This window comes from bacterium (assembly GCA_035703895.1).
Lineage (GTDB): Bacteria > Sysuimicrobiota > Sysuimicrobiia > Sysuimicrobiales > Segetimicrobiaceae > Segetimicrobium.
The window spans coordinates 1-13,912 of the sequence record DASSXJ010000140.1 but is presented as its reverse complement, the minus strand read 5'-3'; the positions used below and the strand labels follow the sequence as shown (position 1 = coordinate 13,912).

Sequence of the window (13,912 nt, the reverse complement as noted above, 5' to 3'; positions counted from 1 at the left end):
GATTACCCCGGCGCCGCCGGTCTGGGCTTGGAGGCGCTCCGTCTCGCCCGAGCGACGGAGTCCCGAGGGGACATCAAGTACATCGTCGGAATCGCCGCCCTGGTGAGTGGGCACCACGGCGACGTCCAGCGGGCCGTGCGTCTTCTGATGGCCGTGGATTCATTGAGCGAGTGGACGGGTGAGTTAGTGAGCCCCACGTACCACGACCCCGCCGCGTATGCCGCCCTCCACGCCCGAGCGCGCCAACAGATGGGCGACGCGGCGTACCGCGTGGCGGTGGCGGAGGCGCAGGCGATGTCGGTGGACCAGATCGCCGACCTGGCCCAGGCGAGTCTCGAGCTCCCCACCCCGCGGGGCACCGATCCAATCGCTGCCGTTGGCGCTGATCGTTCTCGCCCGCTCCTCACCGATCGCGAGCGGGCAGTCCTGCGGCTCATCGGGGAGGGGTTGCCGAACAAGCAGATCGCCACCGCTCTGAGCATCGCGGAACGCACGGTGAAATCGCACGTCGCCTCGGCAATGAACAAGCTGGGAGTCGACAACCGCGCCCACGCCGCGGTCGCGGCGGTCCAACGCGGACTCCTGTAGCAGCCTTCCGCAAGCAGATAGCTCAGTCCGCCGCCATCGCCTGAACTGTTTTCTCAGTGTCGTAGTCCCGCCGGATCGTCTCGTCGTCAGGCCTCATGACTCTCAACGCCTGAAAGACGACCATCACGACGATCCCTGCGGCGAGGTGGAGAACAAAGGCGTCGAGTGCCGCATAAGCGGCGACCGTGACGTGCCCGATACGCAGCGGGTATACGGCAGACGTGAAACCGGTCGAAGCCGCCATGGCGGTTCCAGATACCATCCCCACCAGCCAGCCGACCAGCAAGCCGACGTGATGGAACCGCCGTCCGTACCATGAGCCAGCAACGTGACGCCAGCAAAGTCTCCGCCGGCGGTGACGATCGTCAGATCCCACGGTCCCCATGCGCAAAGCCGAGGCCGAGGTGGTAGAGTTCCCGGCAAAAGATATCAGTGTGATAGCCTGAGAGGCTCATGGACTGTTTGTCGGGCCGCCCGAACGGCGGGAGCTGGCCGGCCGGACGGTCCATGTCTTCCTTATGATGCGCCGCGTGGAGCGGCGTGAGGTCGGCGACCAAAAGGCGCTGGCCGGGGTGCGCGATGACGTCTCCGTGCCGGAACCCGGGGCCGACGGGGATCGCGGTGCGCGGCAGGTCCCCGTTGAACGCCCTCCAGGTCGCGTCCGTGGGGCCCGCGCCCCCAAGGGCGGGGACACGGGTCCGCGTGCCCGCGGGGGCCAGCGCGTAGACAGCGTCATTGGGTTGCTGCCCCTCCGCCGCCGGATAGAAGCGCACGAGAGGGGAATCCCATTGGGACATCGTCGTCAGGATCCGCAGATTCTGATAGTTCACGAGCTGCGCGAACGGATGGGCGTGCGCTAGGTCATTGGGCTCGAGCGCATCGGCCGGGAACGCCGGCTGAAGGAGGATCATGTCGATCCGGTTTCGGGTTTGGAGGGCCGTAAAGGCGTGGGGGACTTTCTGGGCGAGTGTGTGGAGCGCGCTGCAGAGCACCCGGCAACCGAAGCTGTGGCCGACCAGGCGCAGGCTGGTCGAGGCCAGGTCCGGGTCCGCCAGCAGGCGCTCCCAGATATCGCCGATGAGTCGGGCCATCCCCGTGATGCCGACGAAGTTGGCTCGGGCTTCCATCGTTGGGAACGTCAGGACGTCCAAGAGACCGACCGGGCCTTCCAGATTTTCGCCGCGTCGAGAGGGCCAGTGCGTGGTAATCACCAGGGTGGACGTGGGGAGAGCGAGCGAGGGGGCCCCGCTCAGTTCGCGCATCATCGCACCATAACCCTGCACCAGGGTGTCGTAGATCAGCATCAGGTTGTTCGCATCGGTGAGCCAGCCGTGGGCGTAGATCACCACCTCCGACAGCGGAGGGACAATCGCGGCCTTGAGGAGTTGCTCGAAGTACTCCTGGTCGCCTGGGGTTTCCCCCATGAACCCGCTCGGGCTAAACGCGATGGCGAGGTTCGTGATCACGTCGGTGCGGGGTGTGCGGTGGTGTGACGTCTCACGCACGACGCCGGCGTGCGCGAGCGGAGCGTCGAGGGCCGCCACGCCCAGCCCGGCGCCGATCCCTGACAGCAGCGAGCGTCGATTCATTTTCACATGCATGATTGATCGCCTCCTATCTCTCGATCGCATGACGCTCGAGTCCGAGCCCGGCCGTGAACGCGAGCTCCATCGCGGCAAGGGCCGCGGCCGCCGCCGGCTCATTGGCCAGTATGGAGCCGCGTTGCGTTTCTAGATCATCGGTCTCGACTACACAAAGACCCTGGCGCAACTGCGCACCGCTGGCATCGTCCGTCTGGCCGTCCGCCCCTCGTCCAAGAGGACATGGGAGCGTGGTCGAACGACTTGCATGCTGTGGCAAAATGACGTGACGAAGACAAGCGGAACAGGCCGTATTTTGTAACAGTAAAGGGGAGGGCGCGATTGCTCCCTCCCCCTCTCCGCAGACGACTTGGAATCTCAACGCCTGCCGCCACCGTTCCCCCCTCCCTGCGGCACTACACTAGGCGTTCCGTGGGGCCCACCACGGTCGCCTCCGTTAGGGACTCCATGGGGCCCTCCACGGTCGCCTCCGTTCGGGACTCCATGAGGCCCACCGCGGTCGCCTCCGTTGGGGACTCCATGAGGCCCACCGCGGTCGCCTCCATGGAAGTCCCGGTCATGATGAAAGTCCCGATCGTCGTGGAAGTCCCGATCGCGTCGGTAGTAGAACGGGTAGTAATATGGTTGATAGTAGGGCCCGTAGGGCGCGTAGTAAGGCCCATAATATGGCCCATAGTAAGGACCATCCCCGTAGCTCGGCACCGACTCAGGAACAACAGGCGCAGCGGCTACGGAGACATCCACGCGCCCCGCCAGCATCTGGTCTCCGTTGGCTGTGACCCACACGGTTGCGTTGCTACCTGTATATTGCTGAAGCGTGCAGACGTCTGTTGCGCGGGCCGAGTCTACGAACACTGCAGTGCTTGGTACCACTTGGAACACGTGAGAGCCGTCGGATGCGATCAACGTTAACGTATTCGCCTGGCAGTCGGCGGCTTGAATGGTCCCTCGTACTTCGATCACGTTTTGAGCGTATACGATACTTGGGACCATCAGACCGGCGACGACCAGCCCCACCATTATTACTCTGAGTTTCGTCATCTTACTCGCCTCCACGAGCTTTCGTCGAGCGTTTAGAATCGAGTGTCCTCGAGAGCAGCAGGCATTCTCGCCGCCTCCTTTCCGAGTGCATGCCCGTGGGTCAAGCATGGCAGGATTGCGCCGCCCTGCCCTCGTCCGAATCACCGCAGGCAAGCGGCCGTTCGGACGTCGGGTCGTATGGTCATGCTGCCCTGAAGGACGAGACATCGAGGTCACCGTTGGGGACGGCGTGCGCGCGTCCGCGGGAATAGCGTGCTCGCGTCAGCAGTTGTGCCGCATGAGGGGTCCTGCGAAGAGCGATGAGAAACTACACGAGAAACACCCGCCCCACGGGGGGGCTGACAGTGACGAAACTGCACCCTCCTGTCGGTCGGGCGGGACAAAACGGTGGTTCGCCTTGCCTGGGCGCCCTGCCGTCCACGGTCCTGTCCGATCCAGCCCCATTGATCGGCCGCGAGCGAGAGCTCGAGGCTATCCGCGCGCTCCTCCTCGGCGCGTCCGTGCGGCTCGTGACGTTGACGGGCCCGGGGGGCATCGGGAAGACCCGACTCGCGCTGGCGGCTGCCCGGTGCGTCGAGCCCGCGTTCCCGGACGGGGCGTGGTTCGTCGATCTCGCCCCGCTCCATGACGCTGGCGGCGTCGATACGGCAATTGGCCAAGCCCTAAAGATCAAGGAGGCCGGGGCTCTCCCACCTGCCGACCGGGTTACCACATACTTGAAGGACCGCCGCCTCCTGTTGATCCTGGATAACTTTGAGCATGTCTTGCCCGCGGCGGCGCGGGTGGCGGACCTGCTGGCCGCAGCACCTCAGCTCAAGGTGCTCGCCACGAGCCGCGAGCCGTTGAATCTCCTCCTGGAGCACCGATTCCCCCTGGGCGGGTTGACCCTGCCGGATCTGCGTTCCCTCGATCCGGCATCCGTCGCCCAGGCGCCCGCCGCCGCCCTGTTCTTGGAGCACGCGCGGCGCATCCAGCCAGATCTTGCGCTCACGCAGGCGGACGCGTCAGCTCTTGCGGAACTCCTGCACCGGCTCGACGGCCTCCCGCTCGCGATTCGGATCGCCGCCGCCCACAGTCATGTCCTCTCCCCGGCAGCAATGCTGGCCCGGTTCCAGGGGCAGGCTCTGCTCTCGACCGAAGAAGCACGGGATGTGCCGGGGCGGCATCACACGCTCCGCGACGCGATTGACTGGAGCTATGGCTTGCTCAGCGCCACCGAGCAGGCGGCGTTTCGCCAGTTGGGCGTCTTCGTGGGGGGGTGGACGCTGGAGGCGGCAGAGGCCGTCATCCAGGAACGCGAGTCAGCCTCGCCCACGTGGGCGATCCTCGGCTTGCTCGTGGACAAGAGCGTGGTGCAGACCAATGGAGCCTCGAACGGCGATCGGCGATACCGGATGCTCCAACCGATCCGAGAATACGCATTGGAGCGCCTTCGGGAAAGTGGCGAGCTGGACGCGGCACGGGACCGGCATGTCGGTTACTATCTGACGCTGGCGAAGCAGGCAGAGGCTGAGTACTTCGGCGCGCGGGAAGGAATGTGGCTTTACCGTTTAGAGGCGGAGCACGAGAACCTCCGGGCTGCGCTGCGCTGGGCGGCGGAGCGGAGAGACGGTGAGCTGAGCCTGCGCCTCGCGGTGGCGTTGATGGATTTCTGGGCATGGCGTGGTTCCGTGCGCGAGGGACGGCGCTGGCTCCAGGACGCGCGGGCGCTGGGCGTAGACTCCTCTGCTTTCCTTCGTGCCAAAGCGCTCGCGGGGGAGGGCCTGCTGGCGATGCTGCAGAGTGATGACTACTCTCACGCCCGGACACTGCTGCAGGAGGGCTTGGCCCTCGCCGAGGCCCTTCACGACCGGGTCCTGATGGCCACTATCCTCTCCCGCCTCGGCGCCGTCGCCCTGCTGCAGGGTGAGGCCAGCGACGCGCGGGCGCTCCTGGAACAGAGCCTCGTGCTGAGCCGGGGGGCGGGGGACTCAAGGAATGTGGTGTTCGCGTTGGTTGAACTCGGACGCACCTTCATACTGCTGGAGGATCTGGAACGGGCCGAGGCCACCCTCACCGAGGGCCTAAACCTGGCCCGCGGCACAGGCAGCACCCAAATCATGGCGTTTGCCCTCACCAGCCTCGCCCAACTCAAGCTGAGGCGTCGGAACGACACCGCTGCCGCCGGCCTGGGGGCAGCGGCGCTCGGTCTGGCCCGCGCGACGGAGTCCCGACGGGCCATCATGTATGCCGTCGGAATCGCCGCCCTGATGAGTGGGCACCACGGTGACGTCGAACGGGCTGTGCGTCTCCTGGCGGCCGTGGAGGGGTGGACCGACTGGACGGGCGAGGTGATGAGTCCAACATACCACGACCACGCGGCGTATGCCGCCCTCCACACGCGCGCGCGCCGGCAGATGGGCGACGCGGCGTACCGCGCGGCGGTGGCAGAGGCGCAGGCGATGTCGATGGACCAGGTCGCCGATCTTGCCCAGGCGTGTTTTGATCCGGCACCGCCACGGCCCTCCGAGCGAATCGCCGCCGCCGGCGCTCCGCGCCCCCGCCCGCTCCTCAGCGATCGCGAGCAGGCCGTCCTGCGGTTGATCGGCGAGGGCTTGCCCAACAAGCAGATCGCCACCGCGCTGAGCATCGCCGAGCGTACGGTGAAATCGCACGTCGCCTCGGCAATGAACAAGTTGGGCGTCGATAACCGAGCGCACGCCGCCGTCACGGCTATCCAGCGCGGACTACTCTAGCAGTCTCCCGCAAAGGATCGCCCCTCTTCTCTTCGGATCCAGGCGACATCGCGCGACAGATTGTTGCCATTCATCCGCCATCACCATTGCCCCTGTTGCGGATGTAGCGGACGGAATAGTGCGATCCTCGGCTATTCGGCATCCGTTCATCGGCGAACGGATCAAGCCTGTAGTTTCCATCGACGTCGAAGCAGTACACGACACGGCCGGGGGGAGATACACGATGATCGTCCAGTCTTCGTCGGGCTTCCTGCCGAGTTTATGCACGGCCCGATCCCAACCGTTGAATGACCCCACGACCGCCACGCGGCGTGCGAGGGGAGCGAGGTACCCGGGGAATCGAAACACGGTGGGTAGAACCGTGCTCATTGCCATTGAGCTCAGTTGATGGTTACGGCTGGTAATGCAACCCCCGCACGATGGCGCATAGTGGCGGTGCGGCTGGAATCGATGGAATCGTCCGGCGGTCGGCCCGGCACGACGTAGTCGACATAACTAACCACCGGTGCGCCGGCGGTGCACGACCCGGGGGGTCCTCCATCGATCTTTCTGAGGCCGGTCACGAGGGATCCCATGCGGTCTCCGACATTCGCGATCCGAAGCGGCTCGGCGGACGCGGCCACGGTGACCATCATGGCCAACAGAACCACGGGGATTGCAACGTACGACCTACGGATCATGGCTCACCCTCCCAGACCTGACGACCTAAGATCCCTTTCATCGCCTCGCTACCCCTGGGCAGCAATCGGTCGCCTCGACGTATGCGGGGCAACCGATTGCTTTCATTCGCCGGTCAATCGGAACCGCTAGTTCCTGTCGCCGCCATAGAACTGATTTTGTGGCTCGTAGCAGGGACCGATCACCGGGCAAATCGTGCTGCCGCCCGCAACCCCGCCGCCCGAGCGAGATGGGGTAGGCAGGGTCATCGGCGCCGGTTGGGTGCAACTATATGCCACGCCGTCCATATAGCAAACGGCGCCGCCGTTGCCACCAGGCGTGAGTGGGACAACCTGGTTTCCATACTGGTTGGTGAACGTGTTGTTTGGGGCAGGGTTAACCTGGGCGGACGCCACAGGGGCCATTGCTGTGATGCCGACTCCTAAAACGAGTAGGGCTGTGACAACGTACCGCATGACCGATCCCTCCTTGGTTTAGATCTGAACTACACCTAAATTCTCGCGCACCGGCGCACCGCCGGCATCGTCCGTCCGGCCGTCGCCCATCGTCCAAGAGGTCACAGGAGCCCGAGGGCGGCACCGACGCCGATCGATCGTGCACATGCTGGATCAGCGCATTATCTGCCGGCGTGCTATTCCCCGTATGCTTCTGCACGATCCGGGAGGACTTGCGGTGGGCTCTCTCCGCGACGGGCTGGCGATGGCCAAAAGTCCATACCTTACGGGCCAGGTCTGTCCCTTCGGACGATGCCGACGGCGTCCCCCTCTGCGACACTATTTGAGTCTTCGGGATCTGGGCTGGGGCCTTCGATTCCGCGGCGACACGATTGAGCCCGAAGACTCAACGAGCTAAACGTTCGGGAGAGGGGTAGGCGATGATTCAAGCGGACCGAGGGGACCAAATGGCGCGGGCCACGCCGGGCACCGGTGCGGTCGCGCCTGAGATTGTGCTCCCAGCCGCGCCCGCTCGCACTTGGGCACTGCGGGACTCACGCGGGAAGGCCGTCGTGCTCGTTTTCTACCCGGCCGATTGGGAGCCCGTCTCGACTGATCAACTCCAGCACTACAACGAGATCGTGCCGCAGATTCTAGACCTCAACGCAGAATTGGTCGGCATCTCCGTAGACGGCGTCTGGTGTCATCAGGCGTTTGCGAGGAGCCTCCAGCTGGGATTCCCGCTGCTCTCGGATGCTACCCCCCGCGGTGGTGCGGCGCGAGCGTACGGCGTGTACCGGCCCAGGGAGGGCACAAGCGACCGCGCGCTGGTCGTGATCGATCCCATCGGGATCATCCACTGGCGCTACGTGGCGCCGCGTGAGGTCAACCCCGGAGTCGACGGCCTGCTGACGGCCCTCGAAGCGCTTGCCGGATATTCGGAGACAGCGTGGTGAGAACCTGTGGCCGGCGGTGGACGGCGTTGAGAGGGACGATCACGCGGAGTCCCGCGGAGGTCGAACCGGTGCGGGTGCGCAGCCTCGCTCTGCGGACCGGTCTCGGCGTCGTTGCGCCACAGGTCCTCTACTACTCGGGTCTGGCGTTGGGACTCCCGGTGGAAGCCATCGTCGCCGCGGTGACGTGGACGCTCGCGGTCGCGGTCTTCAACTGGCGGCGGTCGTTCCTGAATCCATTCATGCTGTACGCAGTTGCCGTGACGGCCGGCCAGGGGGCCGTGGCCCTGCTCGCCGGCAACCCGGTCATGTTCGCCGGGAGTAGCGTGGTTGAAAACCTGCTGGACGGCGTGGGGTTCCTCGGCTCCATCGCGGTCGGCCGTCCCCTCCTGGCGGTAGCAATGAAGACACTAAGCCGGCTGCGGGAGGACGGCGTGGTGTTCCCGGCTGCGACGCGTTCAGCGCTCCGACACCTGACCCTGCTGTGGGCGCTCGGGTTTCTATTGAGAGGCGGCGCGTTGTACGCAGCCCTGATCTCCTTGCCCCTCGGGTGGTTCCTGGTCGTGAACAGCCTCGCGGGTTGGCCCGTGACTGGGCTCGGCGTGGTGGCCAGTCTCGCGTATCTCCGGGGGCGCCAACGGGGGTCCCGACAAGGTGGGGGGTACGACGGACGGGTCGCTGGACCTCCACTTCGGCCTCGTCCTCCCGAGCGAAGATCGTGTAACGTGAGGGGTCTTCTGAGGGGTCTCCATGGAAGGGAGACGACGATACGCGCACGACAGTGGACAGTTATCGCGATCGCTGTAGCGGTCTGCGGGACGCTTGTCGCTGAGTCGGGACTCGCCGGTGGTCCCTTCGCGACGGCGGCTTCATGGTCAAACACGCAGCGTCTTCTCGTGAGCAACAGCCCCGAGACGGTTGCGTTCAGCACCCTGCTCTTCAGCGCCACGCTCTCGACCGCCGAGGCGGTGCGCTTGGTCTACCATCACCAAAACGGGGCGACGGCCCGGCGGATGATGGTTACGGTGGCGCTCAGCAACCCGACGTCGAAACGAGCCGCGGTCTGGGTGACCGGCGGGGAGCCAAACGCCGGGGCCGACGAACTCGTGATTGGTCACGCGGCAGCCCGGGACTTCCTGATGCAGTACTGGCGCCACGAAGCGTTCCTGTTCTCGATTCCGGCCCATACCACATCACCTCTGGTCGTGCATGCGCTTGCACCGGGCGAGATCGCGAGCGGGCTCATGCAGGTGGCGCCTGTGGAGGATGCTGCGCTCGGCCTTCAGGTCATCGCGCGCATGGAGGGTGATCTCGATCCGCCCACGGGAAGCGACTACCTTCCCCTTCCTGACCGCCTCCATCAGCGGGGCGCGTTCGAGCAACCGGAAGTCGAACGGGTGCGCGACTACGTGGTGGGGGGACCGTTTGCGATGATGGCCCTCGGCGGGGAACAGGATCTCGTCCGCGAGCGGGCCACCGGGGATGCGCTCCAAGGCAACTACGGGGTGATCTATACGTTCCAGATCCGCATCCATAACGCAACACCGATGCCGGCGACCGTGACGCTGGTGATGCACGCCGTCGCGGGGCAGGCGGGAGGGATGTTTCGCATCGACGAACGGATCGTGGACGTGCCGCGGGTGCCGGCGGGCGGCGTGCTGCCGGTGGCCATGGTGCGGGTCGCTCCGAGCGAGAACCGGCTCCTGGTCGTCTCGACGATGCCGGAGAGCGGTGCGAATTATCCGGTGCTGCTCACGCTCGGCTTGGAGCAATTAATGCCGTCGGTGGGTGGCCCAAGACCCAGGGGCACAGAGGGGGACGCTATATCTCCGACGCAGCACACCTGCAGGTCCTGCGTATGCCGCGGCTTCCCGTCGGCAGCAGGAGACTGTGGCGATCCGGCCCGCCGCCTCCATGACCGTTGACGGGCGGGGCGTCAGGAAGATGCTGCGAAACGTGAAACAACGTCCTGAAATACAGTAAGGATCTGGAGGTCATAGGGGGTCACTCGGTAGACAACCCTAAATGGACCGAGAGACACTACGCGGATGGTCTCGTCCTGAAGTTCGGGTACCATGGCCCCTGATAAGGGAAAGTCTGCGAGGCGATCGACGGCCGAGACGAGCTGCGCGGTCACTGAAGCCGCATACTGGGCAGAGTCCGGAGCAGAGTACATTCGCGCCGCCCCCATGTCCTGAACCGCCTGGAAGGTCCAGGCGATTGGCATCACGCCGTCAGGCGATTGTGCCGCCTCCGTGTGGGGAACCGTCTCGCCGAGATCGGCCTGCGCCAGGCCTTGTTCGACTCTGATGACGAACTCTCGACGCTCGCGGCCGGTGTACCGCGCGTCCTCAGACATATACACGCCCCCCTGGCGCAATCGCCGAAGCGCCGGACGCCGGGTGTGGCTCACGCCGCGACCCTCGTCCATTCCGGTTCGGCCAAGACCGTTACGTGCTCCATCTTCGCCGTCATGTGCACGGGCCGTAGATGGGCGTCCGCGCCACCGGTGTGCTTGAGACAATAGACAGAGACGATCTCGCACCCGAGCTGCGCCTCAAGCTCCGTTTCCTCCCCGCATTCAGGGCAGCGAAACCGCACCATGGTGAATGCCCCCTCTCACTGTCATCCAGGTCCGATCTGCGATGGGCCGAGACGCCCTGCGCTTCCGTTCTGTCGAGCGAAGTATGCTCGTCGGCGCAGAGCCCAACAAGGTCCATTGGGACGAGCCCCGCCTGCCCAAAGGGACGATGCCGGCCGGTTGATGGTTTGAGAACCTCTACGTCAAGACGTGTCGCCACGCCCATCACCCCCGTATCCGCGCGATCACGACCGTCTTTCTAGCCATGGCGATCGTCATCGCGCCCCCTGGGGGTCCGCATCGGACAGTGGCGCAAACGGCCGGCTCGAGCCTTCTGGTCGACATCCCCGGCACGGTTCGGTCTGAGGCGGTGGAGCTGCTGCGGCCGCCGGGCGGCTCGTGGTCAGGGACGACTTCGTTCTCGAGGAAGTGAGGAGATGTCGCGCGAGCCATATCGCCTCGCGCAGTCTGGCGTGTCCCTTCGGTGCCCCTATGGCCAATGGGGACGCGGCCATTCGGACGATGCCGGTGCTCTTCGAAAATGGCACTGTCAAAGGCAAGACGAGAGAATGGGAGAGTGAGCCATGAGTCGCAAATGGTATATCGGAATTCCAGTGGTCCTGCTGGCCGTCTCCGTCACGATGGCGGCGTCCGCCCAGGCTCTTCGAATCGCGAAGGTTGGAGACCGGATGGGGTCCCTCGTGACCGGCCTCACAAAAATTGACGGAGGACCCCTCGGGTCGTGCGCCGCTGGCGCCCCGGTTGTCAGCTACGTCAACTATGTCGTGCCGGGCCGACCGGCGGATGACGATAATGCCTCCTTCCAAGCCCTCACCATCGGGGGTCATGTGGTGGCGATGATCGCCTACGACGAGGAAGATCTCAACACCGCAGTGGCGGTCTACGCGGACATCGAAGGAAACGGGTTGGTGACGAATGCCTGGTCGATTCCTGAGGCGCCGCAGCTGTGCGCCATCGTGCAGGGGTTGCACTACCAGCCCTGATCACAGTTGGAACTCGACAGGCTCCGCTTTGTCGGCCACCGAGGACGTGCTCAAAAGTAACGGCTGGCCACGACCGGCTGAGCCCTGGTCCAGTCGTCGCAGAGAGGTGTAGGTCATGGAAACTACGCAGACCCTATACGCCCGGATGCGGGAGGATGAGCTCGTCGCGCGGGCCCGCTACCATGAGGATCGGTTGCGAGAGGCTAAGCGCGTAGCCGCGTTTCACCAAGCGGCCGCGGAGGGAGCCCACGCCGAACTCAACATGCTTCGACACACCGGCGCGTCTCACTCGCGACTCACCGCAGCCTGACGGCGTTCATCTGCGCGGATGCGACGCTTGAAGATGACGGCGGGCCAAAGGGACGCACAGGTGTCTGCGGCAGGGATGCCCTTTGGGACGATGTCGCCGGCGTCTACCTCTGCAACAGTAGAGATGGAAGTTCCTCAATCGGAGCGTCGCAAGAAAGGAGGGGTGATGACAATGCGCTATCTGATCGTTGTGCTTGTGCTCGTCGGCGCCCTCGCCGCCCAAGTGGCTGCGCAGGACGCCAGGCTCCCGTATACGCTCACGTTCACCGGGGCGCCCGCCCGCGGAACGATCGCCGGAGAGTGGGGTGGGATGTTCGTCCAGGGAGCCTATGCCAACGGCGAGTGGGTGATCGTGTCCGGCGGCGCACCCGTGGTCGGCGGGACGTATCGGTGCGACGGTGGCTGTGCCTTCGAAGGTGCAGTGATCTACGGAACGCGGACGAGTTTCAGGTTGGATGCCCCAACGCTCGTGGACACCGGAACCGCAACTGTTTCCGGAAGCATCTCGATCGACCTGATGCCGCCGACTCTGGAATAGTGGGTGGGAATGATGATGGTGGGTAAGAAATTGGCGTTCGCAGTTGGTATCGGAATTGTGGCATTGGCCCTGGGAACCGGGGTCACGGTCGCACCAGGCGCCCCCGGGACGAACGCGCTGGTGATCGTCCAGCAAGCGCCGGCAGGAGGATCCGGGCCTTCGTTTCCACAGTACCAAGTCGTAATCCCCGGCCCGAATCCCGCACAAAACACTGGAGTCGGTCTGGGGGAGCAGCTGCAGATGGGTACGACGCCTGGTACCACCGTGACCGTTCTTCCAGCGCCCTCCCCGTGACCTGGCGGCGCGCCCATTCGGCGCGCCGCCGTCCACGTTCTTGATCGCCGAACTGAGGAGCACCCCGGCGAATCCAGCGGGCCGGGGATTTTTTCGCTTGACATATGCCTATATGAGAATATAATCAAAGAATGCCGCGGGCTGCGACTACCACGGATGTTTTCAACGCGATTGCCGAGCCCCGGCGGCGCGCGATCATCGGGGTGCTGGTGGACGGGAAGGCGCACGCGGTCGGGGAGGTCGTCGCGAGGCTTCGGCTGCCCCAGCCGACGGTGTCGAAGCACCTCGGCGTGCTCCGCAAAGTGGGGATTGTGTCGGTGAGCAAATACGGGCAACTTCGCTTGTATCGGCTCAACGCGAAGGAACTGAAGCCGGTGCACGACTGGGTGAAGACGTATGAGCGCCACTGGGGCCGCCAAATCGACCGAATCAAGGAGCGGGCTGAGAGTAAGATGAGAGAACAATCGGTTCACGAGAGCCGACCAGCTAAAGACAAGGAGGGAGGATCATGGTGACGGGCACGTCAGAGCAAGCCATTCACACGCTCGAGATCACGAAGGAAGAGGAGATCGCAGCGCCGATCGAGATGGTGTTTGAGACGCTCCTGGAGCAGCTCGGGCCACTCAACGAGGCGGGGAAGGGGTCGCCGCTCCCCATGAAGCTCGAGCCGTGGCCGGGTGGTCGCTGGTACAGGGATCTCGGAGACCATACGGGCCATCTGTGGGGGCATGTGCAGGTTATCAAACCGCCCACGCTCCTGGAGATCTGCGGGCCGCTGTTCATGTCGTACCCGGCGATCTCGCACGTGCAATACCGGCTGACGGCGGAAGGCGGCGTGACCCGCCTCAAGTTTGCACACCGGGCGATCGGGCAGATCCCCCCCGACCATCGAGATGGCGCAAGCCAAGGATGGAGCTACATCCTCACCAAGGTTCGGGAAGGTGCGGAGCGTCGAAACGTCGCACTCCGCGGAAACCGGTAGAAGCGATTCGGCGCCGATCCATCGAAGGCTCGTCTGTCCACTGCCCCAAGGGAAAGGAGCTGAACCAATGACCGATCATAAGACCGGAACACGTGAAGAGTGGCTTGCGGCCCGGCTGGAGCTGCTCGAGGCCGAGAAGGCGCTGACGCGGCGTAGCGACGAACTGGCGCGGTG

15 protein-coding genes are annotated in these 13,912 nt (G+C 64.9%); 10 read left to right on the top strand and 5 right to left on the bottom strand.

Features of this window, described 5'->3' with window-relative positions; all coding sequences use genetic code 11:
• The coding region (locus VFP86_09580) for a response regulator transcription factor (protein ID HET8999883.1) at window positions 1-588 on the top strand (588 nt) is incomplete at its 5' end.
• A gap of 22 nt (window positions 589-610) precedes the next feature.
• Here the strand turns inward: VFP86_09580 and VFP86_09575 are convergent.
• From VFP86_09575 to VFP86_09565, 3 genes are all read right to left on the bottom strand, one after another.
• Window positions 611-874, bottom strand: a complete 264-nt coding sequence (locus VFP86_09575) for a hypothetical protein (protein ID HET8999882.1) — start codon at window positions 872-874, stop codon at window positions 611-613.
• Window positions 875-953: 79 nt separating this feature from the next.
• Window positions 954-2,189, bottom strand: coding sequence for a hypothetical protein (locus tag VFP86_09570; protein ID HET8999881.1), 1,236 nt, complete (start codon window positions 2,187-2,189; stop codon window positions 954-956).
• Between the two features lie 395 nt (window positions 2,190-2,584).
• Entirely contained in the window at window positions 2,585-2,749 is a 165-nt protein-coding gene (locus VFP86_09565) for a hypothetical protein (GenBank protein ID HET8999880.1), read from the bottom strand.
• Window positions 2,750-3,574: 825 nt separating this feature from the next.
• On the opposite strand from VFP86_09565, the gene VFP86_09560 reads away from it, so the two are divergent.
• The 3 genes from VFP86_09560 to VFP86_09550 all read left to right on the top strand — a co-directional run bounded on the left by VFP86_09560 (window position 3,575) and on the right by VFP86_09550 (window position 9,955).
• Window positions 3,575-5,965, top strand: a complete 2,391-nt coding sequence (locus VFP86_09560) for a LuxR C-terminal-related transcriptional regulator (GenBank protein HET8999879.1) — start codon at window positions 3,575-3,577, stop codon at window positions 5,963-5,965.
• A gap of 1,579 nt (window positions 5,966-7,544) precedes the next feature.
• Window positions 7,545-8,033 (top strand): redoxin domain-containing protein, encoded by a 489-nt coding sequence (locus VFP86_09555; GenBank protein ID HET8999878.1) that lies wholly within the window; start codon window positions 7,545-7,547, stop codon window positions 8,031-8,033.
• Entirely contained in the window at window positions 8,030-9,955 is a 1,926-nt protein-coding gene (locus VFP86_09550; protein HET8999877.1) for a hypothetical protein, read from the top strand. The genes VFP86_09555 and VFP86_09550 overlap by 4 nt, the downstream gene beginning before the upstream one ends.
• Window positions 9,956-9,966: 11 nt before the next feature.
• Here VFP86_09550 and VFP86_09545 read toward each other — a convergent pair whose 3' ends face one another.
• Both VFP86_09545 and VFP86_09540 read right to left on the bottom strand, forming a co-directional pair.
• Window positions 9,967-10,389: a type II toxin-antitoxin system RelE/ParE family toxin gene (locus VFP86_09545; protein HET8999876.1), complete on the bottom strand. Its 423-nt coding sequence runs from the start codon at window positions 10,387-10,389 to the stop codon at window positions 9,967-9,969.
• A gap of 50 nt (window positions 10,390-10,439) precedes the next feature.
• Window positions 10,440-10,634: a hypothetical protein gene (locus tag VFP86_09540; GenBank protein HET8999875.1), complete on the bottom strand. Its 195-nt coding sequence runs from the start codon at window positions 10,632-10,634 to the stop codon at window positions 10,440-10,442.
• A 561-nt stretch (window positions 10,635-11,195) separates the two neighbouring features.
• Between VFP86_09540 and VFP86_09535 the strand changes: the two genes are divergently transcribed.
• From VFP86_09535 to VFP86_09510, 6 genes are all read left to right on the top strand, one after another.
• A complete protein-coding gene (locus VFP86_09535; GenBank protein ID HET8999874.1) occupies window positions 11,196-11,615 on the top strand; it encodes a hypothetical protein in 420 nt (139 codons plus the stop codon).
• A gap of 115 nt (window positions 11,616-11,730) precedes the next feature.
• Window positions 11,731-11,925 (top strand): hypothetical protein, encoded by a 195-nt coding sequence (locus VFP86_09530; GenBank protein ID HET8999873.1) that lies wholly within the window; start codon window positions 11,731-11,733, stop codon window positions 11,923-11,925.
• A 165-nt stretch (window positions 11,926-12,090) separates the two neighbouring features.
• Complete coding sequence (locus VFP86_09525; protein HET8999872.1) at window positions 12,091-12,462, top strand: hypothetical protein; 372 nt, start codon at window positions 12,091-12,093, stop codon at window positions 12,460-12,462.
• Between the two features lie 425 nt (window positions 12,463-12,887).
• A complete protein-coding gene (locus VFP86_09520) occupies window positions 12,888-13,271 on the top strand; it encodes a metalloregulator ArsR/SmtB family transcription factor (GenBank protein HET8999871.1) in 384 nt (127 codons plus the stop codon).
• Window positions 13,265-13,738 carry an SRPBCC domain-containing protein gene (locus tag VFP86_09515; protein HET8999870.1) on the top strand — a complete coding sequence of 158 codons (474 nt, stop codon included), beginning with the start codon at window positions 13,265-13,267 and terminating at the stop codon, window positions 13,736-13,738. Before VFP86_09520 ends, VFP86_09515 begins: the two co-directional genes overlap by 7 nt.
• A 67-nt stretch (window positions 13,739-13,805) precedes the next feature.
• Window positions 13,806-13,912: DUF899 family protein (locus tag VFP86_09510; protein ID HET8999869.1), on the top strand; the 107-nt coding region annotated here is incomplete at its 3' end.